Origin of the sequence: Streptomyces sp. NBC_00086, from assembly GCF_026343255.1 — a bacterium.
In the GTDB taxonomy this organism is placed as follows: Bacteria; Actinomycetota; Actinomycetes; order Streptomycetales; family Streptomycetaceae; genus Streptomyces.
In genome coordinates this window covers 97,653-120,605 of sequence record NZ_JAPELZ010000001.1, presented here as the reverse complement: position 1 = coordinate 120,605, position 22,953 = coordinate 97,653, and the positions used below count along the sequence as shown (strand labels likewise).

Annotated in this window: 23 protein-coding genes and 1 pseudogene; 15 read left to right on the top strand and 9 right to left on the bottom strand. The window is 71.6% G+C overall.

What is annotated here, in order from left to right:
• Window positions 1–9: 9 nt before the first annotated feature.
• The 3 genes from OG276_RS00545 to OG276_RS00535 all read left to right on the top strand — a co-directional run bounded on the left by OG276_RS00545 (window position 10) and on the right by OG276_RS00535 (window position 3,677).
• Window positions 10–1,404, top strand: coding sequence for a M1 family metallopeptidase (locus tag OG276_RS00545; protein WP_266901542.1), 1,395 nt, complete (start codon window positions 10–12; stop codon window positions 1,402–1,404).
• 59 nt (window positions 1,405–1,463) lie between these two features.
• On the top strand, window positions 1,464–2,033 hold the full coding sequence (locus OG276_RS00540) for a 2'-5' RNA ligase family protein (RefSeq protein WP_266901540.1): 570 nt from the start codon (window positions 1,464–1,466) through the stop codon (window positions 2,031–2,033).
• Window positions 2,034–2,114: 81 nt separating this feature from the next.
• The gene (locus tag OG276_RS00535) at window positions 2,115–3,677 is read left to right on the top strand and encodes a multicopper oxidase family protein (protein WP_266901538.1); all 1,563 of its coding nucleotides are present in this window, start codon (window positions 2,115–2,117) and stop codon (window positions 3,675–3,677) included.
• 194 nt (window positions 3,678–3,871) lie between these two features.
• Here the strand turns inward: OG276_RS00535 and OG276_RS00530 are convergent, their stop codons facing one another.
• Window positions 3,872–4,165 carry a hypothetical protein gene (locus OG276_RS00530; RefSeq protein ID WP_266901536.1) on the bottom strand — a complete coding sequence of 98 codons (294 nt, stop codon included), beginning with the start codon at window positions 4,163–4,165 and terminating at the stop codon, window positions 3,872–3,874.
• 149 nt (window positions 4,166–4,314) lie between these two features.
• Between OG276_RS00530 and OG276_RS00525 the strand changes: the two are divergent.
• Both OG276_RS00525 and OG276_RS00520 read left to right on the top strand, forming a co-directional pair.
• A pseudogene (locus tag OG276_RS00525) lies at window positions 4,315–4,636 on the top strand (hypothetical protein).
• Window positions 4,637–4,732: 96 nt separating this feature from the next.
• The gene (locus OG276_RS00520) at window positions 4,733–5,125 is read left to right on the top strand and encodes a YciI family protein (protein WP_266901534.1); all 393 of its coding nucleotides are present in this window, start codon (window positions 4,733–4,735) and stop codon (window positions 5,123–5,125) included.
• A gap of 69 nt (window positions 5,126–5,194) precedes the next feature.
• Here OG276_RS00520 and OG276_RS00515 read toward each other — a convergent pair whose 3' ends face one another.
• Together OG276_RS00515 and OG276_RS00510 are read right to left on the bottom strand one after the other, a co-directional pair.
• Complete coding sequence (locus OG276_RS00515; protein ID WP_266901532.1) at window positions 5,195–6,109, bottom strand: alpha/beta fold hydrolase; 915 nt, start codon at window positions 6,107–6,109, stop codon at window positions 5,195–5,197.
• A gap of 137 nt (window positions 6,110–6,246) precedes the next feature.
• Window positions 6,247–7,287, bottom strand: coding sequence for a vWA domain-containing protein (locus OG276_RS00510; protein WP_266901530.1), 1,041 nt, complete (start codon window positions 7,285–7,287; stop codon window positions 6,247–6,249).
• 268 nt (window positions 7,288–7,555) lie between these two features.
• Here OG276_RS00510 and OG276_RS00505 point away from each other — a divergent pair, with 268 nt between their 5' ends.
• Window positions 7,556–7,798, top strand: coding sequence for a hypothetical protein (locus OG276_RS00505; RefSeq protein ID WP_266901528.1), 243 nt, complete (start codon window positions 7,556–7,558; stop codon window positions 7,796–7,798).
• A 76-nt stretch (window positions 7,799–7,874) separates the two neighbouring features.
• Here the strand turns inward: OG276_RS00505 and OG276_RS00500 are convergent, their stop codons facing one another.
• Both OG276_RS00500 and OG276_RS00495 read right to left on the bottom strand, forming a co-directional pair.
• On the bottom strand, window positions 7,875–9,254 hold the full coding sequence (locus OG276_RS00500; protein WP_266901526.1) for an MFS transporter: 1,380 nt from the start codon (window positions 9,252–9,254) through the stop codon (window positions 7,875–7,877).
• Window positions 9,255–9,312: 58 nt separating this feature from the next.
• A complete protein-coding gene (locus OG276_RS00495; protein ID WP_266901524.1) occupies window positions 9,313–10,347 on the bottom strand; it encodes a hypothetical protein in 1,035 nt (344 codons plus the stop codon).
• A gap of 371 nt (window positions 10,348–10,718) precedes the next feature.
• On the opposite strand from OG276_RS00495, the gene OG276_RS00490 reads away from it, so the two are divergent.
• On the top strand, window positions 10,719–11,801 hold the full coding sequence (locus OG276_RS00490) for a terpene synthase family protein (RefSeq protein ID WP_266901522.1): 1,083 nt from the start codon (window positions 10,719–10,721) through the stop codon (window positions 11,799–11,801).
• 45 nt (window positions 11,802–11,846) lie between these two features.
• On the opposite strand, the gene OG276_RS00485 is transcribed toward OG276_RS00490, so the two are convergent.
• Together OG276_RS00485 and OG276_RS00480 are read right to left on the bottom strand one after the other, a co-directional pair.
• Window positions 11,847–12,455, bottom strand: coding sequence for a GPP34 family phosphoprotein (locus OG276_RS00485; protein WP_266901520.1), 609 nt, complete (start codon window positions 12,453–12,455; stop codon window positions 11,847–11,849).
• Between the two features lie 244 nt (window positions 12,456–12,699).
• Window positions 12,700–13,728: a trans-acting enoyl reductase family protein gene (locus OG276_RS00480; RefSeq protein WP_266901518.1), complete on the bottom strand. Its 1,029-nt coding sequence runs from the start codon at window positions 13,726–13,728 to the stop codon at window positions 12,700–12,702.
• 142 nt (window positions 13,729–13,870) lie between these two features.
• Here OG276_RS00480 and OG276_RS00475 point away from each other — a divergent pair, with 142 nt between their 5' ends.
• Together OG276_RS00475 and OG276_RS00470 are read left to right on the top strand one after the other, a co-directional pair.
• Window positions 13,871–14,833 carry a helix-turn-helix domain-containing protein gene (locus tag OG276_RS00475; RefSeq protein ID WP_266901516.1) on the top strand — a complete coding sequence of 321 codons (963 nt, stop codon included), beginning with the start codon at window positions 13,871–13,873 and terminating at the stop codon, window positions 14,831–14,833.
• 97 nt (window positions 14,834–14,930) lie between these two features.
• Window positions 14,931–16,568 (top strand): glycoside hydrolase family 13 protein, encoded by a 1,638-nt coding sequence (locus tag OG276_RS00470; RefSeq protein ID WP_266901514.1) that lies wholly within the window; start codon window positions 14,931–14,933, stop codon window positions 16,566–16,568.
• A 29-nt stretch (window positions 16,569–16,597) separates the two neighbouring features.
• Here the strand turns inward: OG276_RS00470 and OG276_RS00465 are convergent, their stop codons facing one another.
• Window positions 16,598–17,260 carry a TetR/AcrR family transcriptional regulator gene (locus OG276_RS00465; protein ID WP_266901512.1) on the bottom strand — a complete coding sequence of 221 codons (663 nt, stop codon included), beginning with the start codon at window positions 17,258–17,260 and terminating at the stop codon, window positions 16,598–16,600.
• 97 nt (window positions 17,261–17,357) lie between these two features.
• Between OG276_RS00465 and OG276_RS00460 the strand changes: the two genes are divergently transcribed.
• Window positions 17,358–18,419 (top strand): oxygenase MpaB family protein, encoded by a 1,062-nt coding sequence (locus OG276_RS00460; RefSeq protein ID WP_266901510.1) that lies wholly within the window; start codon window positions 17,358–17,360, stop codon window positions 18,417–18,419.
• A 46-nt stretch (window positions 18,420–18,465) separates the two neighbouring features.
• Here the strand turns inward: OG276_RS00460 and OG276_RS00455 are convergent, their stop codons facing one another.
• Window positions 18,466–19,383, bottom strand: coding sequence for an NAD-dependent protein deacetylase (locus tag OG276_RS00455; RefSeq protein WP_266901508.1), 918 nt, complete (start codon window positions 19,381–19,383; stop codon window positions 18,466–18,468).
• Between the two features lie 387 nt (window positions 19,384–19,770).
• Here OG276_RS00455 and OG276_RS00450 point away from each other — a divergent pair, with 387 nt between their 5' ends.
• The 5 genes from OG276_RS00450 (at window position 19,771) to OG276_RS00430 (ending at window position 22,935) form a co-directional block, all read left to right on the top strand.
• Complete coding sequence (locus OG276_RS00450; RefSeq protein WP_266901506.1) at window positions 19,771–20,814, top strand: TlpA disulfide reductase family protein; 1,044 nt, start codon at window positions 19,771–19,773, stop codon at window positions 20,812–20,814.
• Complete coding sequence (locus tag OG276_RS00445) at window positions 20,811–21,431, top strand: TetR/AcrR family transcriptional regulator (protein WP_266901504.1); 621 nt, start codon at window positions 20,811–20,813, stop codon at window positions 21,429–21,431. The genes OG276_RS00450 and OG276_RS00445 overlap by 4 nt, the downstream gene beginning before the upstream one ends.
• Before the next feature lie 196 nt (window positions 21,432–21,627).
• A complete protein-coding gene (locus OG276_RS00440; protein WP_266901502.1) occupies window positions 21,628–22,269 on the top strand; it encodes a hypothetical protein in 642 nt (213 codons plus the stop codon).
• A gap of 103 nt (window positions 22,270–22,372) precedes the next feature.
• Window positions 22,373–22,678, top strand: a complete 306-nt coding sequence (locus OG276_RS00435) for a DUF6247 family protein (RefSeq protein WP_266912433.1) — start codon at window positions 22,373–22,375, stop codon at window positions 22,676–22,678.
• On the top strand, window positions 22,675–22,935 hold the full coding sequence (locus OG276_RS00430) for a hypothetical protein (protein WP_266901500.1): 261 nt from the start codon (window positions 22,675–22,677) through the stop codon (window positions 22,933–22,935). The genes OG276_RS00435 and OG276_RS00430 overlap by 4 nt, the downstream gene beginning before the upstream one ends.
• Window positions 22,936–22,953: the final 18 nt, after the last annotated feature.

The window sequence follows — 22,953 nt, the reverse complement described above, 5'->3', positions numbered from 1 at the left end:
GTGCCGGCCATGACCTCGATCAGGTTTCGGCGGGCCCTGCTGCTCGCCCTCGCTTCCGTCCTGCTCTGCGTCCCCCGGACGGCCACGGCCCAGACCCCTCCGGACCCCGCGTCCGCCACGCCGACGACGGCGACACCCGACCGCCCCTCCTACGAGGTGTCGCTCCGTGGCAACGCCGACGGCTCGCGCTGGACCGGCCGCCAGACGGTGTCCTTCCGCAACTCCGCCCGAACCCCACTGCGTTCGGTGGACATCAGGCTGTGGGGCAACGGCGCCGACGGCTGCGGAACCCGGGAGGCCCCGTCCCCGGTCCGGGTGGGCCGGGTCACCGGAGGCACCCCGCGGCCGCTCGTCGTCGCCTGTACCGCCCTGCAGATCGACCTGCCCGCGCCGCTCCCGTACGGGGCGCGCACGAGCATCTCCTTCGACGTGGACATCACCGTCCCGGACCGCGTCCACCGCTTCGGCAAGGACGGTGCGCACCGCTACCTCGGCAACGCGCTGCCCCTGCTGTCCGTACGCGATGCCCAGGGCCGCCACCTCGACCCCGACGTGGGGTTCGGCGAGAGCTTCTACACCCTGACCGGCGACTTCCGCGTCGTCCTCGACCACCCCACCGCCCTCGTCGTCCCCGCTACGGGCACCACCACCCGCCGCCTGGGCGCACCCGGCCGCACGGTCAGCACCAGCGTCGCGCACGGGGTACGGGACTTCGCGTGGGCGGCGGGTCCCTTCCTGTCGAAAATGGTGACCACGCCGGGCGGAGTCCGGCTGAACGCCTACTGGACCGCCGTCACCTCCCCCGAGGGCGTCGCCAAGGACCTGAAGGACGCCGTCGGCTCGGTCGACGAGTTCGGCAAGCGCTTCGGGCGCTACCCCTACGGCGAGCTCGACCTCGTCATGAGCGACAACCTCGACGAGTTCGGCAACATGGAGTTCCCCGGCCTCGTCCTGCTGTGGACCGAACCGGAGGGGTCGGCCGTCGTCCACGAGATCGCCCACCAGTGGTTCTACGGCATCGTCGGCAACGACCAGTTCACGTCACCCTGGCTGGACGAATCCTTCGCCCAGTACGCGAACCAGTCGTACTACGGCGACGACACCAGCACCTGCTGGGAGGACCAACCCGCCTGGCCCAGCGACGCGGCCGCCCTCACCCGCTCCATGGCCTACTACGCGGACGGCCGCCGCTCGGAGTTCGTACGAGTCGTCTACATGCGCGGCTCCTGCGCCCTGCACGACCTGGAACGCACCCTGGGCACCCCGGCGATGACGGCCGTCCTCCGCGACTACGTCCACGACCACTGGCAGGGCGTCTCCACCACCGCGGACTTCAAGCGCGCGGCCCAGGCGGCAACGTCCCAGGACCTCGCCCCGTTCTGGACGGAACACCGGATCCACTGACCACGTACGGCACAAATCCCCGGGCGTGAAGGGATCTTCCGGTGGCACCATGCCGTGTCATGGCAGCAGACGAGAGCAAGAGCAGCGGAAGCGCGTTCCAGGCCGGTCAGACGGGACTGGTCGTCAGGATCCCGGAGGCCGAGCCGGTCGTCCGCGGGTGGCGCGAACGGCTCGACCCTTCGGCCCGGGCCGGAGTGCCCGCACACGTCACCGTGCTCTTCCCGTTCCTCGAGGAGAGCCGACTGGATCCGCTGGTCCACGCCGCCCTGGAGGACGTGCTGCGCTGCCACCCGGCGTTCGACCTGCGGTTCGAGAAGTGCGGACGGCTTCCCGAGGTCCTGTACCTCGTTCCGGAACCCGCTGCGCCACTGATCCGGCTCACGGAGGCGATCGCCGACCGATGGCCCGAGGCTCCGCCGTACGGCGGCCGGTTCGCCGAGATCGTGCCGCACCTGACCATCGCCCAAGGCCAGGACGACGCCGTCCTGGAGGAGATCGAGGCCGACCTCGGCGGCAGGCTCCCCTTCACCTCCCACGTCTCGTCCGTCGAGCTCATGGTCCACGACGGCGCGAAGTGGCGTACGCGTGCTTCGTTCGCACTCGGAGACCGACCCCGACACCGCCCCTGAACCCTCTCGGGGGCGGTGTCGGGGTCGGTCCCGGGTCGGTCCCCGATGTCCGGCGCGAGCACCGTCCGTAGCGTCGTTCCCATGTGGAGAAACGGGAAGAACGGGACCGGCGGCAAGCGCCGGATGTCGCCTTGGAAGCGGGCCCTGCTGATCCTCGGATCGCTGGTCGCGACCTTCGCTCTGGTCATAGGGGTGCTCTTCACCTGGCTCTACACCGGAGCCAAGGTGTCGACCCTCGGTGCGGTGGACTTCCGCAACGCCCTCGCGGTGCCGCCCCTCGCCGCCTCCACCGTGGAAGCGGACGGAACACGCGTCTTCGACCTGAGGATGCAGCCGGGGGAGACCGAGTTCACCCCCGGGGCCAAGACACCCACCTGGGGCTTCAACGGGAGCCACCTCGGCCCCACGCTCCGCGCGGCGAAGGGGGAGAAGGTCCGGGTGAAGGTGGCCAATGCCCTGCCGGAGGCCTCCAGCGTCCACTGGCACGGCATGCACCTGCCCGCCGCGATGGACGGCGGCCCGCACCAGATGGTCCCGGCGGGCGGCAGTTGGGCCCCCGAATGGACGGTGGAGCAGCCGGCCTCGACGCTCTGGTACCACCCGCACCCCCACGGCGCGACCGAGTCGCACGTCCAGCGCGGCCTCGCGGGCCTGTTCCTCCTGGACGACGCGCAATCGACGGCCCTGCCCCTGCCCAAGACCTACGGGGTCGACGACATCCCTGTCATCGTCCAGGACGTGTCCTTCGACGGCGCGAAGTTCGACCACGGCCACAAGCTGATGCGCAACGTCGGCTTCCTCGGCGACCGGACGATGGTCAACGGCACCCTGGACCCGTACGTCACCGTCCAGGACGAACTGGTCCGTCTGCGACTGCTGAACGCCTCCACCGCCCGCGTCTACACCTTCGGCTTCGACGACGGCCGCACATTCCGGCAGATCGCCTCGGACGGCGGCCTCCTCGAAGCCCCGCACACGACCGACCGCCTGCGCCTGTCGCCGGGCGAGCGCGCGGAGGTCGTCGTACGAATACGGCCGGGCGAGCGGACGGTCCTGCGCTCGTATCCCCTGGACGCCGGCCTGGACTTCTGGAACCAGCGCTTCGGCGGTGGCGACGACTCCTTCGACGTGATGCAGCTGCGCGGGGCGCCCACCCTGCGCCCGTCGGCCGAGCTGCCGCAGGCCCTGGTCGCCTCGGCGCTCCCCACCGGTGCGGACTCGGTACGCAGCCGCTTCTTCGAGCTCAAGATGTCCGGCATCAACGGCCGCAAGATGGACATGTCCCGGGTGGACGAGACGGTCACCCGCGGCACGGCCGAGACCTGGACCCTGCGCAACAACGACGGGATGCCGCACAACTTCCACGTCCACGACGTCCAGTTCCGCGTACTCGACGTCAACGGCTCCGCCCCGCCCCCGCCGTTGCGCGGGCCGAAGGACACCGTCTTCATCCCGTCCGGTACGACGGTCCGCATAGCCCTGCGCTTCGACGGCCCCGCGGACCCGGACACCCCGTACATGTACCACTGCCACCTCCTCTACCACGAGGACGAGGGCATGATGGGCCAGTTCACGGTCCTGGACCCGGGCAAACCGACACCCACCCCCAAACTCCCGCCCACCTCCGGCACACACCAGCACTAGAGGTGCGTGCAGAAGTCCGGGTTTCGAACCATCGGTCCCGCTGTGACTCGGGGAGGTCCCGTCCGCATCAGGGGCAGAAGCCGATGGTGATGCTCGACGTGCCACCGTCGTGGACGATCAGCCTCGGCTTTCCGGTGATCGATTCGATGACCAGAAGCAGATCTCGCTTCTGTGATGATCACCGGTCAGACGGCCTAGGGGCGGGCATCCCATCGGTGGAGGAGGGATCCGTCCCGCCCGAATACGTCCATGCGGTAGCCCTTGGCCGTGGAGAGCTGCTCGGATTCCCTGAGGTACGAGACGACGGAATCGCGCTGCTTCTCGAAGAGCGCGTTGTCCGACTCGCTCCGCGTGGTCCGGAGGATCAGCAGCGGAGCCTCACCGGGCACCGTCTCCTGCTGGATGGCGTACACGTCCTTGTCCCCGCCCGCTTGCTGATACCGCTCGGCCAGCCCGAGGGCGGTCGACGGTGCGGCCGTGCTCGTCACGGTCGGACCGGCCGACGAAACGGCGCCCTCGTGTTCCGTACATGCCGTCAGGGCAAGTGCGCAGCCGGCGATCAGAGAGGCCGTTCGTACGCACGTCCGTATCCGCATGCCGCTCCTCCACTCGCTCACCACAAAGCCGGGTCGGCTTCATTCTCACCCGTCGACGGGCCGCCGGAGCACGGGGGGCCCGTCGGGAGTTGACCCCGGGGTGTGACGGAAGGTCAAGCGGGAGGCTCCCGTTGGCCCACGAGGGGCACGGCAAGGACGTCATCGAGTACGTCGTGCCGAACATCGTGGCCACGATGCGCATGATGCCCAGGAGCGTCCGTCCCGAGACCATTCCCGCCATGGACGACCGACTTCGCCACCCGCATGATCACCGATGTCCTGGGCGGCGCGGAAGAAGACGGAAACCGACGCCCGCCGTCCCTCGCGAGCACCGCCCTGGGGGCGATCTTCGGGTTTCCGTGATGTGGTGCTGGGAGCGCCGATGAGTTTCGCGGCCACTGGCTGTCTACCTCTGTGTAGGACCGAAACCCCAGCAGCCGCCCCGAAAGGGTGAGGAACATGAAGTACATGATCCAGATGAACGTGCCTGCCGCCGAGTGGGACGCCATCATGTCCTCCTACTCCGAGGACGACATGAAGGCCATGTTCGCCCACATGGGCGCCCTCAACGAAGACATCACCGCCGCCGGCGAATGGGTGGACGGGCAGGGCCTCGGCGGTCCCTCGCTGGTCAAGACGGTACGAGCCGGAAGCGACGGGCGGCCGCAGGTGACCGACGGGCCGGCCTACGAGGGACAGATCCTGGCCGGGTACTGGCTGGTCGACGTCAAGAGCGAGGACCGGGCCCTGGAGATCGCCGCACGGGCGTCGGCCTGCCCCGGCCCGGGAGGAACGCCGGGCAGCGACCCGGTCGAGGTCCATCCCATCCCCGCGGACCCGACCCAGGCCTGAGCCGAGCGGGCCGCGCTCGCCGTCACGGCGAGCGCGTCCCTACGGTGAGCGCGACCGCAACCGCAACCGCTACGGCGAGGGCGAGGCCGTCCTCGGCAGGGTGGTCGCGGCCCGGTCCGCCACGAGGCGGATCGCGGCGATCGTGAGGTCCGGGTCGTGGATTTGGACGTAGTGATCGCTACCGGTCGCCAGCAAGTGCGGGGTCTGCGGCCGCAAGCCCACAAGGGCCTGCTGTGCCTTGGGCCAGGCCTTCTCCAGCTTCGCCACCAGATCCTTCGCCATCGTGGGCGGCACGGCGAAGGGCTCGGTCTTGCTGAGCACCGCGACGGGAACCGGGGGCAGCGGCCCGCCGCGGTCGATGGCGGTGACCCCGCCCTCGATGTCCACCTGCTCGAAGTCCGGATCGGCGTCGAACGGAGTACCGGGATGCCGCAGCGCCTCCACGTACGCCGCCCAGTCCGACCCCATCGCGGGCTTCAGGGCCGGCCCCAGGGCATCGACCAGGACCAGCCCGCGCGTCCGCTCAGGGTGCTCCTGCGCATAGTGCAGCGCGAGCATCCCACCGAAGGAGTGACCCGCCAGCAGGTACGGACCGGGCACGTGTGCGGCCGTCAGGAGCCGGTCCAGGTCCTGGACCATGGCGTCCAGGGCCCGGGTGCCCTGTACGGGTGTGCTCCGGTCGGTGAGCGCGGGTGGCTCCGTGTAGCGGATGGTCCCCGGCCGGTCGTAGGTGCACACCAGGGTGAAGGCGGCCACACCCGGGAGTACCGCCGGCGCCTTGGGCACGGGCGGGGTGGTGTCGGTCAGGGACCACGGGTCGGAGGCCTCGTGCAGACCGGCGAGCAGCACCACGGTCGGACTCCCCGAGCCCGCGCAGTGCAGGTACAGGCTCCGCCCGCCGCCGATGTCCACGCGCTGCTCTGTGTCACCACTGCCCGGCGGCGGCGCGGCGGCCACGAGCAGCACGGCGGCCAACGCAGCCACCGCCGCACCAGGCGCACGCCATCGCATACCCCCAGCCTCCCTCGCTCCCCTGCGCCCCGCCATCCGGGCCCGCCGCCGGATTCCGGTCCCGGCGACGGGGGACGGGCACGGGGGAGGGGGTGCGAGGGCGGCACCTGTCACACCATGAGCAGGAGCCGGGTGTTCGGGACGAGCTTCCGGTTGACGCTGGTGCTCTGCACGAAGATCGTGAAATCGTCGTTGTGGTCGGGCTTGACCCGCGCCTCCACCGCCGGCAGCCCGAGCAGGGCCCGGGCCTCGGGCCCCTTGTACACCCGGTCCGTCTTCTTCTCCAGCACCGCGATCTGCTTCTTCGCCTGGATCTTCTCCGGCTTGCTCAGCTGGTAGAACGCGCCACCGGTGCGGTAGGTGTGCCCGGACTCGACGACCCACTCCCGGATCGCCGCGTCACGGGCCACCGGGAGCAGCTGGTACGCGGAGGGGTCCACCGGAGCGAGGCCGGCCGCCTTGATGGTGTCCTTGTTGACCGTGTCCCCGCCGGTGGAGAACACCGCCCGCGATCCCCGGATGCCCTTGGCGCGGCCCACCATGAACTTCTCGGTGGCCTCCTTGATGACCTGCCCGGCCTCCTCCAGCCCCTGCGTGCTCGTGGCGTCCCAGATGGCGATGTTCTCCTTCGGGAAGCCGCACTGCATGGCCTCGCGCTTGCCCATCTGGTCCGGCACGAGGACGGCCAGCGTCCAGTTGTCCTCCTGCGTCGCGATCATCTCGGCGACGGCCTTGACCAGTTCACGCGGATCCCGGGCGGGAGCGTCCGGGGAGCGGTGGCTGGCGTTCTCCTGCCCGTCCGTCAGCACGAACGTCAGGAAGCTGTGGTCGCCGTACAGCTGGGCCGTCTGGGCCAGCTCGCGCTGCGACTTCAGCGAAGCCGCCAGCAGCGCCGTCATCCCACCGGTCCGGTACAGCTGCTTCAGCGAGGGCATCCGGAGCACGTCCTTGTCGTAGACGACGCACTCCACCTTGTCCGCGAAGACGTACACCGTGACGCGGGTCTCCTGGTCCAGTTCACCGGACCGGCGGGCCAGGTACGCGATCTGCTGATCGGCGACTTCGACGACCTTGCGGCTCAGGTGCGACATGGACGAACTGGCATCCAACACAAGAGCAACGTGGTTGATGTAGTTCTGGTTTCCGGACATGGAAGCTCCCCCTCGTTCCGACTGGATGCTCCTACCGTCTCATCCACCACTGACAATCGATCTTGGCTCCGATGCCCGACCCGGAGGCGGCACGGGGGCGTGAACTCGGCCGCGCGCCGGGTCTCGTGGGGGTCGCGTGGGGGTGTCGAAACGTTACGCCCGCGGCGTTCGAGTGAACGGTCGTTCCTGTCGGCTCCGCCGGGCGTTGAATCGGCTGACGCACCCAGCCATGGGAGCGTCCCCAGATCCTGAGTCCTTAGGGGAACCAATGCGTATTCGCTCTGCCGTCACCGCCTCCGTCCTCGCCGCCGGCATCCTGCTGGGTGGCGCCGGCGCGGCCCTCGCCAACGACGGTGTCGACATCGACTACTTCTCGGGCGGCCACAAGGCCTTCTCGTCCAACTGCTCGTCCGCGGCCGCCGTCCCGGCGCCCTTCGGCCCCGTCTACACCTCCTCCTGCGCGAAGGACGGCGAGGCGGAGTGGGTCAAGGGTTCCCACCTCGGCGCCTAGTAAGAACTTCCGGCCCGGGCCGGCGCGCGGGGGCGGTCGGACGGTGACGTCCGCCGCCCCCGCGGTGTGAGCGGACTCAGCGGGTCCTGCCCTGCGCCCCGAGCCGACGCCGTACGGCCAGGACCAGCACCGCCGTGGCGAGTACGACCACACCGCCCAGCCGCAGGATGGCGTCGTAGGCCTCCTCGGGCGACCGCTGCGGCGTCATCGCCGAGATCCCCGCGGCCGCCGCGGCCAGCGCGATCGCACCTCCGGTGACCAGGAACGTCAGCAGGACCCCCGATGCCTCCCCGGCCCTGGCCGGAGGGACGATCTGCTGGGTCGCCACGCTGGCGTAGGTCCAGCCCAGCCCGAGCCCCAGGCCGCACCACGCGAACACCGGTACGTACAGCCACCAGGCGGTGACCTGGGTCAGCGCGTACATCCCCGTGCCCGCGCCGATTCCGGCCAGTGCCATCACCGTGGTCGGCCGCAGGTGCCGGCCCAGCCGCGCTCCCAGCGGCCCGCTGAGCGCCACCAGCAGCGCCGGGGCCAGAAAGACGGTGCCGGCCAGGAGCGGCGAGAGCCCCCGTACGCCCTGGAGGTAGAGGGTGGCGAGGAAGACGGTGACCCCGTAGCCCATGTTCGTGAGCGTGCCCATCCCGGTGACCAGGACGTACGGGACGTCCTGGAACAGCCGCAGATCGATCAGCGGGTGCCGGGCCAGCCGCTCCCGTACGAGGAACAGCCCGCCGCCCACCACCGCCACCGCGAAGCCGCCGAGGGTGCGGGCACTGCTCCACCCCCAGGCGTCCGCGCGTTCCACGCTCAGGGTGAGGGCGGCCAGCGCCCCGACGATCAGGGCGCATCCGAGCAGATCGAGCTCGCGCGGCGCCGACGCGTCGCGCGAGTCGGGGACGTACGCGAGAGCGGTGAGCAGCGAGAACAGGCTCAGCGGCGCCATCAGCCAGAAGATCCAGCGCCAGCCGGGCCCCTCGGTGAACCCCCCGCCCACGAAGGGCCCGATCGCGGTCCCGGTGTTGGCGACGCCGAACACGGCGCCCAGGGCCTTGGCTCGGGACTCCTCGGGAAAGGTGTTGGTGATCACGGACACGGCCACCGGGAAGACGAACGCGGCGCCCACCCCCTGGGCGATCCGGGCCACGACCAGCGGACCGAGGCCGGGAGCCAGCGCGCATCCCACGGTGCCGGCGGTGAACAGGGCGGTTCCCGCCAGCAGCGTGCCGCGCCGGCCGAACACGTCCCCCACCCGGCCGCCGACGATGAAGAAGCAGCCGATGGCGAGCATGTACGCGGACAAGGTCCACTGCGCGGCCGACACCGTGACGCCGAGCTCCGCGGCGATCCCCGGGATGGCGAGGTTGAGCGCGAAGAAGTCGAGCTGGATGCAGAACAGGGCGACGGCGACCGCGATGAAGGCCCCTTTCCGCGCCGTGGCGGAAGTCTCAGCGCGCATGAGGGCCATTCCTCTCAGCGGTCAGAGGGGCCAACGGTCTGCGGGACGCCGTCTGCGGTCAGCGGGGCGCCACGGCCCCGGAGTCCGGCGACTGCTGGAGCCCGGAGGCGTCGACGGCCTCGAAATCCGAACCCTTGAAGCCCTTGAGAGCGTTGAGCTGGTCATTGTCCCAACCGGGGTTCTCCTCACCGGTGAGGTACCAGGCCGACCCGTTGTCGGCGACGATGGCCCCGTACTTCTTCAGCGCCTCGGCGACGGCCAAGGCCTGGGGGCCCAGGGCCGAGGTGTCCACCGAGCTCTTGAGCCGCATCCGCAGTCCCATGGGCGGCAGCGATTCGTCCGCCGCGGAGCCCGCCTGGTGCCTGGCCGGCCAGACGTAGCTCTGATCCGTACGGGGCACGGTCATCCGGATCGCGTGGTCGACCAGCCCGCCCGCCGCCTCGTCGTAGCGCACCAGCCCGGGCAGGATGGCGAGGCCGGCGGCATCGGCCGAGGTCCAGTCGGCGGGCCGCAGCTCGTTGCTCCGCAGGTCGAAGACCGCGCCCGAGCCGGCGCGCCAGGCGTTGTCGCCCTGCGGCGTCGCGTTCCAGAGCTCGTACGACTTGCACAGGGCGCGGTCCCAGACGACGACGTGGCGGTCACCGGAGCTCTGCGGACCGTTCTCGATCCCGGCGTCCTGCGGAATCCGGTACCCCGACGCGTCGCTCTCCTCGGCGATGTCCAGTGAGACCTTCGCTTCCGGCACCGTCGTGTCCGAGACGGTGATGGGAATGCCGAAGGGCTCGCCGTCGATGAGCCCCGCCCCGAAGTCGGGGTGCAGGGGCTCCGTGGCACCGATCGAAGCGACGTACCGGTCCGAGCTCGGGTGTACGGGAAGCGTGTCCACGGGAGCGTGCCAGAAGCTGTCCGGCGGAGCGGTCCGGCAGGAACCGTCCTGCGGGCCGGCGGCGAGCGGGGCGGCCGCCGCCGGGGAAGCTCCCTGGCCTGGACCCGCGTACCCGGACACCAGACAGGTGGCGGCGACGGCGGAGACAACGGCGACCACGGGCATCCGACGCCTTCGGCGGAGTGCGGCTCCGTGTTTCGTTGTCATGACCTCACCTCATCCGGAGGATCCGAGCCGAGACGGTGATCCCTTCCAGCGTAGGCACGTTCCGGCCCCACTGCTCTGCCGTCCGTGGGAACCCCGGGTGCGGTGCTTCCGTGGGCCGTGGGCCGTGGGTCGTGGGCCGTCGGCAGGTGGCTCCGGCGGCGCGCGTCGTGCTCCTGGCGCCCCACGAGTGCTCCCGGTAGCCCGTTGTGGCCCGGGGGACGTCCTGCGTTCAATGAGATGGGTCGACCGAGTGCGTTCCGCGACCCCCGTGAAGGCCGTCCGCATGCGCAGCCCCGCCGTCGGTTCCGTGTGCCGTGCCTGGTCCTGCCACCGCGTGAGCCCGTCCACTGCCGAACACGAGGTGATCACTGATGTCAGGAACACGGACGCACGAAGCCGACCGCGTACACGGCCCTGGCCGTGGCGCGGGAGCGGACGACCACGACGTGGGCTCGGCGGAGTTCATGAACCGCTTCGGGCTGGGCGGAGGGACGGACCGCAGCGCGCGGCTGACCCATGGGCTGAACCGGATCGCGGTGCGGATCGCACCGTACGCCGACCCGTTCGCGACCCAGTTGCTGAGCGATCTCGCCGTGTGGGTGTTCGCCTTCGACGACCTCTGCGACGAGGACCTCCCGAGTCTCACCCCCACCGAGATGCTCACGATGGTCGCCCGGCTCCAGCGGACGATCGAGGCCCCGGAGGTTCCCCTCGACGCAGACCCCTTCGCCCTGGCCCTGCGCGACATCCGGCTCCGGGTGGACGCGATGGCCACCCCCGTCCAGGTCAGGAGATGGGTCGACGCGATGCGCGGCTACTTCCTCGCCGAGGCCCGCATCGGCGCCGACACGACCGCACGGGGAGAGCCCCAGGACGTGAGCGACTACCTGCTCACCCGCCTGCACTCCGGGGCCGCCCTGGCCGTACCCGTGCTGCTCGACGCGGTCGGTGCCGCCCTGCCCGCACCCCGGTGGGAGGACCGGCGGATCCGTGCGCTGACCGAGATGGCGGCGGGGATCGTGGTCGTCGACACCGACATCCACTCCTTCGCGAAGGAGAGCGAACGCGGCAGCCGCAGCGGCAATTTGGTAGCACTCCTGGAAGCCCAGCGCGGCCGAGGCCTGGGCCCCGGGCAGGGCCTGGAAGCCGCTTCCGTGCTCAGGAACGCGATCATGCGCCGGTTCACGGACCTGGGTCGGCAGACCGCGATGGCCCCGGCGGACCCGCGGATCCAACGCTTCCTGGACGCACTCACCCAGTACGTCCACGGCGTGCGGGACTGGTGCGGGGCCACCTCCCGCTACCACCCCTACCAACCGAACGGCAGTCACCACCAGCCGGGCAGAGCCGCAACCGCGCTCCGCCCACCGGAAGGTGTCCCCCTCACACCCCCGCCGATCGCGTCGATCGCATGGTGGTGGGCCGTCGACGGCGCCCCGCCGCCGGCCCCCTGAGCCGGGGCACGGCCCCATCGCGAAGCAGTCGCGGGTGCTTCGGCGTCAGCCGCCGCCGCGCCAGATGTTGTCGAAGGCCGCGTTCTCGATGGCCCGGCGCTGTCGTACGGAGGCCAGTTCCACCACTGCGTCGTTGACGGCGGCCAACACCGTCGCGACCCCGTCGTCGGACACGTCCGGAGCGTCGCCGGACGGCTCGTCGCCGCCCTCCAGGGCCCGTGCCAGGAGAACGAGAACGGGATCCTCCGACCTCCACCGCTCCTCGGCCCGACGGCGGGCCGGCGAATCGGCCGGCACCAGCTCACCGGCCCGGAGGGAGAACCCGCGCCGGCGTTGCCGTACGAGCTGTCCTTCCTCTTCGAGCACGGCCTCGTAGCTCGCGGAAAGGCCGAGCCCTCTGCGCCACAGCCAGTCGGCGACGGACTCGTAGGGCGCCTCCCGGACGAGCGACGCCGCGGCCGCGTCCAGCAGGGAATCGCCCAGCTCCGCATCCTCGCCCGGCACGATGTGATCGCCGTCCAGCCCGATGGCCCGGGCGGCCAGGAGGTCGACCGCCTCGGCCCCCGCGAGCGCGAGCGACAGGTCGCCCTGTTCGACGGTCCGGCCGGACTCCGCGTCCATGGAAATGATCAACAAGTCCCGCGGTGTGGTCATCAAGGGCTCCTCTCAACCGTGCAGGCAGGGCGCCGGCCAATTATCGATCAGCTCGGTCGTCCGTGGGCGACCTCGCCCCCGGCCGTTCGCAAGACGTCACACTTTCCTGCCGCGGTGTCGGGGTGGCTGAGACCGGAGGCCCGGAGCGTACGGCGGGCCAGGGCCTCCGCGGTGGCGGTGAGCGTCCGGGCCGGTCGGGCGGCCGCGCCGGCAGCGGCGGCCCCCCGTCGCAGGGCCGTCTCCGCTACGGGAGCAGCTCCAGGGTGATGTGCGGGGCCAGCGCGCGCAGGAAGTCGGGCGCGTCGAAGATCTCGCCCGCGGAGGCGACGCCGACCGTACGCGTACGGCCGGTCAGGACCCGTTCCAGGGCTTCCACGACGAGGGGCGCCGTGACGGCGTAGATGTCCTGCCCGTGGGCCACGGCGCGGCGTTCCGCGCCGCCCGCCCGTACGACCGCGTCGACGAGGAAGGTCTGGTCGGAGCGTCCGCTGTCGTCGGCCGCGGACGGCGCCGGCGTGCCGGGAGCCGCGATGTCGCGTACCGCCTCGACCGTCATGTAGGTGGTCACGTCCGGGATCGACAGATGGCTGGGCACGGTCACCACGTCGGCCATCGTGAACTCCCCGATCACCTGCCGGGGCCCCATCGGCTCGGGGAACCGCCACTCAAGGGTCGGCGCGGCGTCGGTGCGGTATTCCCACTGCCCGCCCGCGTAGCGCATGCGCCGCTCACCGCGCCGCTCCCGCGAGACCGCGCCCGAAAGCCGCGTCCCGGCGGTGGGGTGCCAGCTGCTCAGGGCGTACGCGATGTGAGCCTCCTTGGCCTCGGTCCAGTCGCCCATCGCGGCGGTGGCCAGCAGGTCGCCCAGGCCGCCGAAGAAGGCCATCGCCGGAACGATCACCGCGCCGGCGTCCCGCGCCCGGTCGGCGAAGTGCGCGAAGGTGTCGATGTTGGCCTCCAGCTCGGCGGCCACGTCCAGGTAGGGGATCCCGGCCCGCAGGGCCGCCTCGATCACGGGGCCGGTCGTCGAGGCGAAGGGCCCCGCGGCGTTGATCACCGCAGCCGTGCCGGCCAGTGCGCGGTCCAGCGCGTCGGGGTCGCCGACCGTCGCCGGCCTGGCCTCCAGGCCGGTCTCGTAGGCCAGCGCCTTGAGCTTCTCGCCGTCGCGGCCCGAGAGCACCGGGACGAACCCGCGCTCCACCAGCTCCGCCACCACGAACCGCCCGGTGTGCCCGTACGCGCCGAACACCGCCACCGTCTGACCTGATCCCATGGTCCCGTTCCCCTGTCATCGTCCGTACCCGCATGACCGCGGCAGGCCCTCGGGGCCCGCCGCGCTCCGTCATGAACATCGTGTCGCGGAACAGCTCCCACCGGCCACTGTCCGGAACGACACGACCCGTACACTTCCGGACATGCCCACTGTCGCGCTGGCCGTCACCGACGGCATGCTGCACTTCGAGTTGTCCCTGGCCTGCGAGGTCTTCGGTTCGGACCTGACGCACCTCGTGAACCCCTGGTACGACTTCTCGCTCTGCGGACCGGGCGCCGTACGGATCGACCGCTTCCGCCTGGAGCCCGACCACGGACTCGACCACCTCGCGCGAGCGGACACGGTGATCGTCCCCGGCTGGGCCGACCTGGACCGGGACCCGCCGGCCGAGCTCATCGACGCGGTACGCGCCGCTCACCGGGCGGGCGCCCGCGTGGCCTCCCTGTGCACGGGCGCTTTCGTGCTGGCCGCGGCCGGCCTGCTGGACGGCAAGCGTGCGACCACGCACTGGGCGCACACGGAGGAACTGGCCAGGCGCCACCCCCTCGTCACCGTGGACCCCGACGTCCTCTACGTGGACAACGGCAGCGTGCTGACCTCCGCCGGCAAGGCCGCCGCCATGGACCTGTGCCTGCACCTGGTGCGCCTCGACCACGGCTCCTCGGTCGCCAACAAGATCGCCCGCCGGCTGGTCGTCCCGCCGCACCGCGACGGCGGCCAGGCGCAGTTCGTCACGACCCCGGTGCCCGTCCCCGGCAACCACCCGCTCGCCGACGTCCTCCCCTGGGCGCTGCAACGCCTCGACGAGCCGCTCACCGTGGAGGACCTGGCCCGCCGGGCCCGGATGAGCTCGCGTCACCTCGGGCGCCACTTCAAGTCGGTGACCGGCACCACCCCGTTGCAGTGGCTGCTCACCCAACGGATCCGCCACGCCCAGGAACTGCTGGAAACCACCGACGACACCGTCGACACCATCGCGACGGCAACCGGCATGGGCACCGGCACCACCCTGCGCCGTCACTTCGCCCGCACGGTGGGCGTCCCGCCGGACGCATACCGCCGTACTTTCCGCTCCCGGACCGCCCCGACCCCGGCGACGGCGTGAGCGGATCCCCGCACGTTTCCGATCACATCGATCGATTCGATCAAAAGATTCAGGCAAACGGTTGACTCGGACGAGGAGCCCTCCCTAGATTCGCCACATGGCGACCCCCGAGGCCCTCACCCCGGCCCCCGAACCCCCATCCGCAGCGCCGGCCGCCTGGTGGCGGAGTGCCGCGATCTACCAGATCTATCCGCGCAGTTTCGCGGACGGAAACGGTGACGGGATCGGTGACCTCGCCGGGATCCGAGCACGGCTCCCGTACCTGCGCCGGCTCGGCGTGGACGCGGTGTGGATCAGCCCCTGGTACCCGTCTCCGATGGCCGACGGCGGGTACGACATCGCCGACTACCGGGACATCGACCCGATGTTCGGCACCCTGGCGGAGGCCGAAGCGCTGCTGTCCGAGGCGCATGACCTGGGCATCCGGGTGATCGTCGACATCGTCCCCAACCACTGCTCGGACCAGCACCCCTGGTTCCGCGAGGCCCTCGCGGCCGGCCCCGGCTCGCCCGAGCGTGCGCGCTTCTGGTTCCGGCCCGGCCGCGGCGAACACGGCGAACAACCGCCCAACAACTGGCAGTCCGTCTTCGGAGGCCCCGGCTGGCGGCGGGTCACCGAGGCCGACGGCACGCCCGGCGAGTGGTACCTGCACCGGTTCGCCCCCGAACAGCCCGACTTCAACTGGGAAAACCCCGAGGTGCACGCGGAGTTCGAGTCGATCCTGCGGTTCTGGCTCGACCGGGGCGTGGACGGCTTCCGCATCGACGTCGCCGACAACCTCGTCAAGGACCCGGCGCTGCCCGACCACGAGAGCGGGCCCAGCCCCTGGGCCGACCAGGACGGCGTCCACGACATCTACCGCGCCTGGCACGAGGTCCTCGACGGCTACGACCACGATCCGGTCTTCGTGGGCGAGGTGTGGACCTCCGATCCGGAGCGCTTCGCCCGCTACTTGCGCCCCGACGAACTGCACACGGCGTTCAACTTCGCCTTCCTCCAGAGCCCGTGGGACGCGACGGCCCTGCGCACGGTCATCGATTCGACCCTCGCCGAGCACGCGCCGGTCGGCGCCGCCGCCACCTGGGTCCTGTCCAACCACGACACCACCCGCCACGTCACCCGCTACGGACGCGCGGACACCTCGTACGCGCTCGACGGCCGCCGGGTCCACGGCGTCCCCGCCGACCTCGGCCTCGGCAGGCGCCGGGGCCGGGCCGCGGCCCTGCTGACGATGGCCCTTCCCGGTTGCGTCTACGTCTACCAGGGCGACGAGCTGGGCCTCGAAGAGGTCGAGGACATCGAGCCGGCACTCCGCCAGGACCCGACCTTCTTCCAGACCGGAGGCGAGGACCTCGGCCGGGACGGCTGCCGGGTACCCCTGCCGTGGGGAGACGAGGCACCGGAGGCGAAGTCCTGGCTGCCCCGGCCGGCCGAGTGGGTTTCGCGGAGCGTGCGCGAGCAGAGCGCCGACCCGGACTCGATGCTCGGCTTCTATCGCCGGGCCCTGGCCCTGCGAGCCGCCCAACCGGCGCTGCTCGAAGGGAAGTTCACCTGGCTGTCCGCCCGGCCGGGCGTACTCGCCTTCGCCCGCACCGCGGCAGGGTCCTCCGTACGCTGCCTGGTGAACCTCTCGGGCGACCCGGTTCCGCTGCCGGAGCACACCGAAGTCCTTCTCTCCAGCGGGCCTCTGGAGGACGGCTCCCTGCCCCGGGACACCGCGGTCTGGCTGCGCTGAAGGAGCCGGTGCGCGCGAGGGGCGTGCCGCTACGGTGACGGCGAGGCCGAAGGCGCGGACCAGATGCCGCCGAGCAGGAGCCGTAGTTGGCCGGCGAGCCGGGTGGCGTCGATCGCGTCGGCGGAGGTGAGCGCGAGGCGCGCGAAGTGCTCCGCGGAGGCGACCAGCGCGTGGGCGAGGACCTCGGGGTCCGGCGCCGGCCCTTCGGCGGCCGGCGCGGACTCGATCCACGAGGCGACCCTGCGCCGGAACCGCTCCCGGTCCGCTTCGATGCGCGCGTGGACGGCCGGGGGAGTGGTCGCCGGCGTCAGCAGGATCAGGCGCCAGGTGTCCGGATCCTCCCGCAGCATGGCGGCCATCCGGTGCACCGCCTCGCAGGCGAAGTCGACCGGATCGCGGGTCGGGAGGGTGTCGGGAACGCTCGCGAGCAGGCGGGTGAAGGCGAGCTCCTGCTGCCGGTCGAGGAGGGTGAGCAGCAGGTCGTCGAGGTCCTCGAAGGCCCCGTAGACCACCGAGCGCGCGACCTGGGCCCGCTTGGCGATCGCGTCGATGGAGATCCGGGCGTAGCCGTCGCTCACGATCACGGCGAGGGCCGCGTCGAGGAGTTGCTCGCGGCGTTCGGCGAGCGGGACGCGCGGAGCGTAGGGGCGCCGCCTGCGCGGCCTGTCGCTTGAAGACGTCGGTGTCGACACCTTGGCATCTTACGACAGTCGTGTCTTAATTTAAGACAGTCCTGTCTTATTGGGGGAGCGGTGCGTACCCGCTGCCGGGAACACGAGGAGCGGTCCGATGGCCCGACTGCACGGCAAAGAGGTCGAACCGCACGGCGACTACGGGTTCTTCGGTCCCGGATCGGTGGTCTGGAAGGTGTGGAGCTACCCGACGGCGCCCACGGTGGGCTTCCAGCGCTCTGTGGTCGTGGAGGAGCTCGACCCGCCGCTGGTCGCCGCGGTCCACGGCACCCAGGGCATCTACGACCGCTCGCGCACCCGCTACGACCGCACGCTGCGCTACTTCGCGATGGTGGCCTTCGCCGGCACGGACCAGGTGTGCAAGGCGGCGGACGTGCTGGTGAAGGTCCACTCGAAGGCCATCGGTCACCTGCCCTACGGCGAAGGCACCTACGACGCCAACGACCCCGCCTCGCAGCTGTGGATACAGCTCACCGGCTGGCACTCGATCCTCTACGCGTACGAGAAGTACGGGCCGGGCAAGCTCACGGCCGAGGAGGAGAAGGAGTACTGGGAGTCCTGCGCCCTCGCCGCGGAGTTCCAGACCTGCTCGCCCGACGACGTCCCGCGCGACCGTGCGGGGATCCGGGCCTACTTCGAGCACATGCGCCCGCGGCTGGAGGCCAGCCCGATCGCCCGGCAGGCCATGAACCACCTCCTGAACACCGACCTCGTCCTCCCGCCGACCCCGTGGTGGATGAAGCCCGCGCGGATGGTCGTCGCCAGGACGCACCGGATCGCCACCATCGCCACGATGCCGCGCTGGATGCGGGAGATGGCGCAGATCCGGCAGTCACGCCTCCTGGACGTCCTCGTCGTACCGGTCATGCGGACGTCCTTCGCGCTCGCCCACCTCAACCCCCGGGTCGAACTGTTCCTGCTGGGGATGCTCTCCCCCTCCACGGTCAAGGTGGTCGCGCCCGTCAAGCTCGGCGTGCCTCCCCGCACCAAGGAGGTCCTCACCCCCGAGCAGGCCCGCACCCGCCACGGTTACGCGAAGCCCGCCGAGGCGCACGCCGAGTTCCGGGCCCGCCAGGCGGCACGCGTCTTCGGCGACGGGAAGCCCCCGAGCGACCAGGGACTCATCGAATCCCAGGAGGTGCTGGGCCCGCTGGCCTGATCGGCGGGACGCCCCACCCCCGGGAAGCCCCGCGCGGCGCGTCACCTCACGTGGTGGTGTGCCGCGTGGCCTGCTGCTCCGGGTCGAGGGGGACGCCCAGTCCGTCGGCCAGGGCGGTGAGGGTGGCCCCCAGGGGGAGCGCGACCCGGGTGGCGGCGTGCCGGTCGCCGCGGGTCGGGTCCCGGTTGACGATCAGTACGGGCTTTCCCGCCTGGGCCGCTTGGCGGACGAACCGGAGCCCGGACATCACCGTCAGCGAGGATCCCAGGACCAGCAGCGAGGTCGCCGCGTCGACCAGGCCTCGGCAGTGTCCGACCCGCTTCGGCGGGACGGTCTCGCCGAAGAACACCACGTCCGGCTTGAGGATGCCGCCGCACAGTGCGCAGGGCACCGGGCGGAAGTCCCCGACCTGCTCGTCGGTGAGGTCGGCGTCGCCGTCCGGGTTCAGTGCGGCGTCCGCCGGCGCGAAGCCGGTGTTGGCCTCCTCCAGCCGTCGGGCGAGTTCCCGGCGGGGGCTGAGGGCTCCGCAGGAGAGGCACACGACCCGGTTCAGGCTTCCGTGGAGCTCCACGACTCCCTCGCTGCCGGCCGCCTGGTGCAGTCCGTCGACGTTCTGGGTGATCACGCCCGAGAGCATCCCGCTCCGCCCGAACGCCGCGACGGCCCGGTGCCCGGCATTGGGCGCGGCCTGCCCGAACGTGCGCCAGCCGAGGTGGCCGCGTGCCCAGTACCGGCGCCGGGCCCGGGCGCTGGAGGTGAACTCCTGGTACGTCATGGGCGTGTGCCGGCGCAGGCTGCCACGCTCGCCCCGGTAGTCGGGGATGCCCGACTCCGTGGACATCCCGGCCCCGCTGAGCACCAGCACCCCGCCGGCCCGCAGCGCGTCGGCGACCGGCCCCGGGTCCGTGGTGCCGGGCGGCAGGTCCGCGGTCGGGGTCCAGTTCAGAGTGGGACGCGTACGCATGCCGCCAGGGTACGGAAGCGCCCGGACATCGGCACGGGGCGGCCCGTCCCGGCCGAGCCGGAGGGGGCGATCACAGACCGTGGCGGCTGCGTGGTGGTGGTCGCCGCTACGCCGACGAGCTCGGCGGCATGGCCATGGCGTACCTCCTCGCCCCGGGCCGGAGTCGCACCGCCGGCACTTGAGCCGCTCGCACGGCCGGGCGTGAACGGGGAGATCGCGTGCGGCGAGGGCCGCGGCAGGTTACGCCTCGCGTGCGGAACTCTTCTTGCCCATGGACCACTTGACTGCCGGTCGCCGACCCGGAGGCCTTGCGGCACGGTCAATAACGCTGTTATTTTCGCAGCACCAAGTTTTTGTGCGAGCGCATCGGGGGTTGCCGTGGACGCCATGCAGATCACGATCCTGGACGACGGCAGGGAAACGGCCGTACCCGCGCGGACGGGCCCCGCTGGCCGGATCCTCCTCACCCCCGAGGCGGCCGAACAGGCTCTCGGCTGGGTCCGCAAGCCGCACGGCTGGTGCCGGGGAGACCTGTGCGTGCCCGCGTCCGCCGCCGCCCGCGCCGAACACGACGGACTGCTCGACCCGGTGGAGTTCGCCGGGATCCTCGACCGCCCGGTCGCGACCGACGCCGGGGTCATCGCCCTCGGAGTCTCCGCGCAGGAACGCTCCCAGACCCTCGCCGGGGCCACCGCCCCCGACTTCACCCTCCCCGACGTGGACGGCGTACCGCACTCGCTCAGCGACCTGCGCGGCCGCAAGGTCGCCCTGCTCTTCTGGGGCTCGTGGTGCGGCTGCCGCTACGACCTCCCCGAATGGGAGCGCCGGCACGCCGCACTCGCCGAGCACGGCTTCAGCGTCCTCAGCGTCGCGGTGGACCGCCGCACCGCCGACGCCGCGCCGTGGATCGCCGAGGCCGCGGTGACCCACCCCGCCCTCATCGACACGGACGGAGCCGTCTGTGACCTCTACGACGTCCTGAACGTCCCGACCGTCCTGTGGATCGACGAACAGGGGAAGGTGGCCCGCCCCAACGACACCCAGTTCGCCACCGACCTGTTCCGCGAACTGTCGGGCCTGGACTCCGGCGCGGCGCTCGCCGCACTCGACCGCTGGGTCCTCACCGGGGACAGCGGACTGACCGACGGGGACGTCACCCGGCACACGCGCCGCGCCACGGCCGGCCAGCAGCAGGCCCGTACCGAAGCGGCCCTGGCCCTGTGGCTCCACCGCAACGGCCGCGGGCCGGAAGCCGAACGGCATTTCGCACGAGCCGAACAGCTCGCACCGCAAGACCTGACGATCTGGCGCGGAACCATGCCCCTGCGCGGCCTCGACCCGATGGGCGACGAGTACTTCGCCAAGCGCACCGCACTCACCGAAGCGGGCATCCCGATCTACCGCCCCCTCGGCGACTGGCAGCAGGCATGAGCGGCGACCTCTACACCCGCACCCAGGCCCAGGGCCAGGAAGCGCTGCGCGCCGCCCTCCTCGACCTGGCCGCCCAACTCCTCGCCGCAGAGGGCCCCTCCGCCCTGACCATGCGCCGCATCGCCACCGCGGCCGGCTGCTCGACCACGGTCCTCTACCGCCACTTCGGCGCGAAGGACGGCATCGCCGAAGCCCTGTACCAGGAGGGCTTCGCCCGCCTGCGCCGCAGCCTGGAGGCCGTCCCCCCGTCCGCCGACCCGACCGCCCACCTGGCCGACCTGGGCCGTGCCTACCGCGCCAACGCCCTGACCGAACGCAACCTCTACCAGGTCATGTTCGCCGGCCTCATCCCCGGCTTCACCCCCACCCCCGAGGCCCGCGAGGTCGCCGCCGCCAGCCTGGAAGTCCTCCGCGAAGCCGTACGGGCCTGCGCGGCGACCGGCGTCCTGCGCCCGGCCGTGGACGTCGAGGAGGTCACGGACATCATCTGGGCGGCCGCCCACGGCTCGATCACCCTGGAACTCGCGGGCCACTTCACGGCACAGACGGCGGAGCACCGCTACCAGATCCTCACCAGGGCCGCGGTGGCCGCATTCCTGCAGGCCCCCGGGTCGTGAGCGGGCACGGGCGGGGCGGTCCCGCGTTCCGTCCCCGGTCCGCGGGACGTGGGGCGTGATCAGCGGGACCGAATGAGACGGCCTTGAAGTCCCCCCGCACCCGGTGACGTGACGTACGATCCCCTGGTTCCGCCGTCCCCGCTGACCCGCCGCACAAGCCGTTGAGGCGGAGCCGGCCGTCGGCGAGACTGCTGCCATGGGTTCCCCGAAGTTCACCGAGCCGCTGCGGCCGCCCGATCCCGAACCTCCGGCCGTCGACGCCTTCCTCTCCGCCGTGGACCGCGCCATGAACAGCACCACCCTGCTGCTCACGGCGGAGTGCGAGGTGCCCGTCACGGCCGCGAACCGGCGGGAGGTCCTGCACGCCTTCCTGCGCAGCCCGCTGTTCGAGCGGCTGATGCGCGCCGCCGACGCGCGCCGCGACTGGCACACCCTGAGCGGTGCAGACGGGGACGCGGATGCTGACGCCGACGAGCCCTTCGGCCGTCCGCTCCTGCGCGCGGGCTTCCGTGCCACGCTCACCCCGCTCGAACCTCCCGGCCTCCCGGCGCGGCTGAGCTGGATGCTCCGCGAGGCGTTCAGCCCCTACGGCCACCACTACCCGGCGGCGGACGCCGAAAGGCTGGTGCGCGGCTTCATCCGCGAACTCCTCGGTGCGGACGACGGCCCGGCGTGGTCCTGCGCCGCCGTCAGCCCCGACTTCCTGCGCTTCACCGGCTATTACTCGGACGAGGAACCGCTGCGGCCCGTGTACTTCGACGGCGGCGACTGCGACACCGCCACATTCGTACACCGGGACCACACGTTCCACCTGTTGCTGACGAACGGCTCGCCTTGAGCGGGCGTCCCGCGCACCTTCGCGGGCGGATCCGTCCGTGGCCGCGTCCAAGGCCTCCCCGCACGCGTACCGTGGCGGTACGACCCACCGGGAGGAACAGCCGATGAGCGCGCAGCCCGAACACGCCACCGTCACGCCGTACGCCCCCGCGCCGGGAGCCCCGGCCGAACTCCTCGGCCGGCTGCGTGCCGACCGTCGTGCCCCGCAGTGGGTCCCGGCCTTCGAGGGGGAGTGGGCCGCCGCGCTGGAGGCGTCCCGCCGCACGTTCTCCCTCGCCGCGCTGTACGAGACCCTCCAGGTCTGGCAGGCCCGCCTCGCCTCCGTGCCGGCGGTCGACGCGTTCGTCGCCTCCGGCCACGACGACAGCACCTTCGTGGACCTGACCGAGGCACGGAGAAGCCGCCGGTGACCGGACAGCCGTACGCGATACGCTTCTCCGCGCCCGCGGCCAAGGTCCTCGACACCCTGCCCGAGCACGCCGAAGACATGGTCTGGGACATCCTGGACGCCGCCGCGGCCGATCCCTGGGGGTTCCACCAGTGGGACCCCGACGACGCCGAGGGCCAGGACGTACGGCTGGCGTCGGTCGGCCTGCTGTCGCTCACCTACTGGATCAACAGGCCCCTGCACCGCCTGTCCGTCCTGAACCTCCTCTGGCTCGGCTGAAGCCCGGAGCGCGGGGCG

Bases quoted from the DNA above. Each gene is read 5' to 3' on its own strand.
- OG276_RS00545 (WP_266901542.1), top strand. From the start codon at position 10: ATGACCTCGATCAGGTTTCGGCGGGCCCTGCTGCTCGCCCTCGCTTCC.
- OG276_RS00540 (WP_266901540.1), top strand. From the start codon at position 1,464: ATGGCAGCAGACGAGAGCAAGAGCAGCGGAAGCGCGTTCCAGGCCGGT.
- OG276_RS00535 (WP_266901538.1), top strand. From the start codon at position 2,115: ATGTGGAGAAACGGGAAGAACGGGACCGGCGGCAAGCGCCGGATGTCG.
- OG276_RS00520 (WP_266901534.1), top strand. From the start codon at position 4,733: ATGAAGTACATGATCCAGATGAACGTGCCTGCCGCCGAGTGGGACGCC.
- OG276_RS00510 (WP_266901530.1), bottom strand. From the start codon at position 7,287: ATGTCCGGAAACCAGAACTACATCAACCACGTTGCTCTTGTGTTGGAT.
- OG276_RS00505 (WP_266901528.1), top strand. From the start codon at position 7,556: ATGCGTATTCGCTCTGCCGTCACCGCCTCCGTCCTCGCCGCCGGCATC.
- OG276_RS00500 (WP_266901526.1), bottom strand. From the start codon at position 9,254: ATGCGCGCTGAGACTTCCGCCACGGCGCGGAAAGGGGCCTTCATCGCG.
- OG276_RS00495 (WP_266901524.1), bottom strand. From the start codon at position 10,347: ATGACAACGAAACACGGAGCCGCACTCCGCCGAAGGCGTCGGATGCCC.
- OG276_RS00490 (WP_266901522.1), top strand. From the start codon at position 10,719: ATGTCAGGAACACGGACGCACGAAGCCGACCGCGTACACGGCCCTGGC.
- OG276_RS00485 (WP_266901520.1), bottom strand. From the start codon at position 12,455: ATGACCACACCGCGGGACTTGTTGATCATTTCCATGGACGCGGAGTCC.
- OG276_RS00480 (WP_266901518.1), bottom strand. From the start codon at position 13,728: ATGGGATCAGGTCAGACGGTGGCGGTGTTCGGCGCGTACGGGCACACC.
- OG276_RS00475 (WP_266901516.1), top strand. From the start codon at position 13,871: ATGCCCACTGTCGCGCTGGCCGTCACCGACGGCATGCTGCACTTCGAG.
- OG276_RS00470 (WP_266901514.1), top strand. From the start codon at position 14,931: ATGGCGACCCCCGAGGCCCTCACCCCGGCCCCCGAACCCCCATCCGCA.
- OG276_RS00460 (WP_266901510.1), top strand. From the start codon at position 17,358: ATGGCCCGACTGCACGGCAAAGAGGTCGAACCGCACGGCGACTACGGG.
- OG276_RS00455 (WP_266901508.1), bottom strand. From the start codon at position 19,383: ATGCGTACGCGTCCCACTCTGAACTGGACCCCGACCGCGGACCTGCCG.
- OG276_RS00450 (WP_266901506.1), top strand. From the start codon at position 19,771: ATGCAGATCACGATCCTGGACGACGGCAGGGAAACGGCCGTACCCGCG.
- OG276_RS00445 (WP_266901504.1), top strand. From the start codon at position 20,811: ATGAGCGGCGACCTCTACACCCGCACCCAGGCCCAGGGCCAGGAAGCG.
- OG276_RS00440 (WP_266901502.1), top strand. From the start codon at position 21,628: ATGGGTTCCCCGAAGTTCACCGAGCCGCTGCGGCCGCCCGATCCCGAA.
- OG276_RS00435 (WP_266912433.1), top strand. From the start codon at position 22,373: ATGAGCGCGCAGCCCGAACACGCCACCGTCACGCCGTACGCCCCCGCG.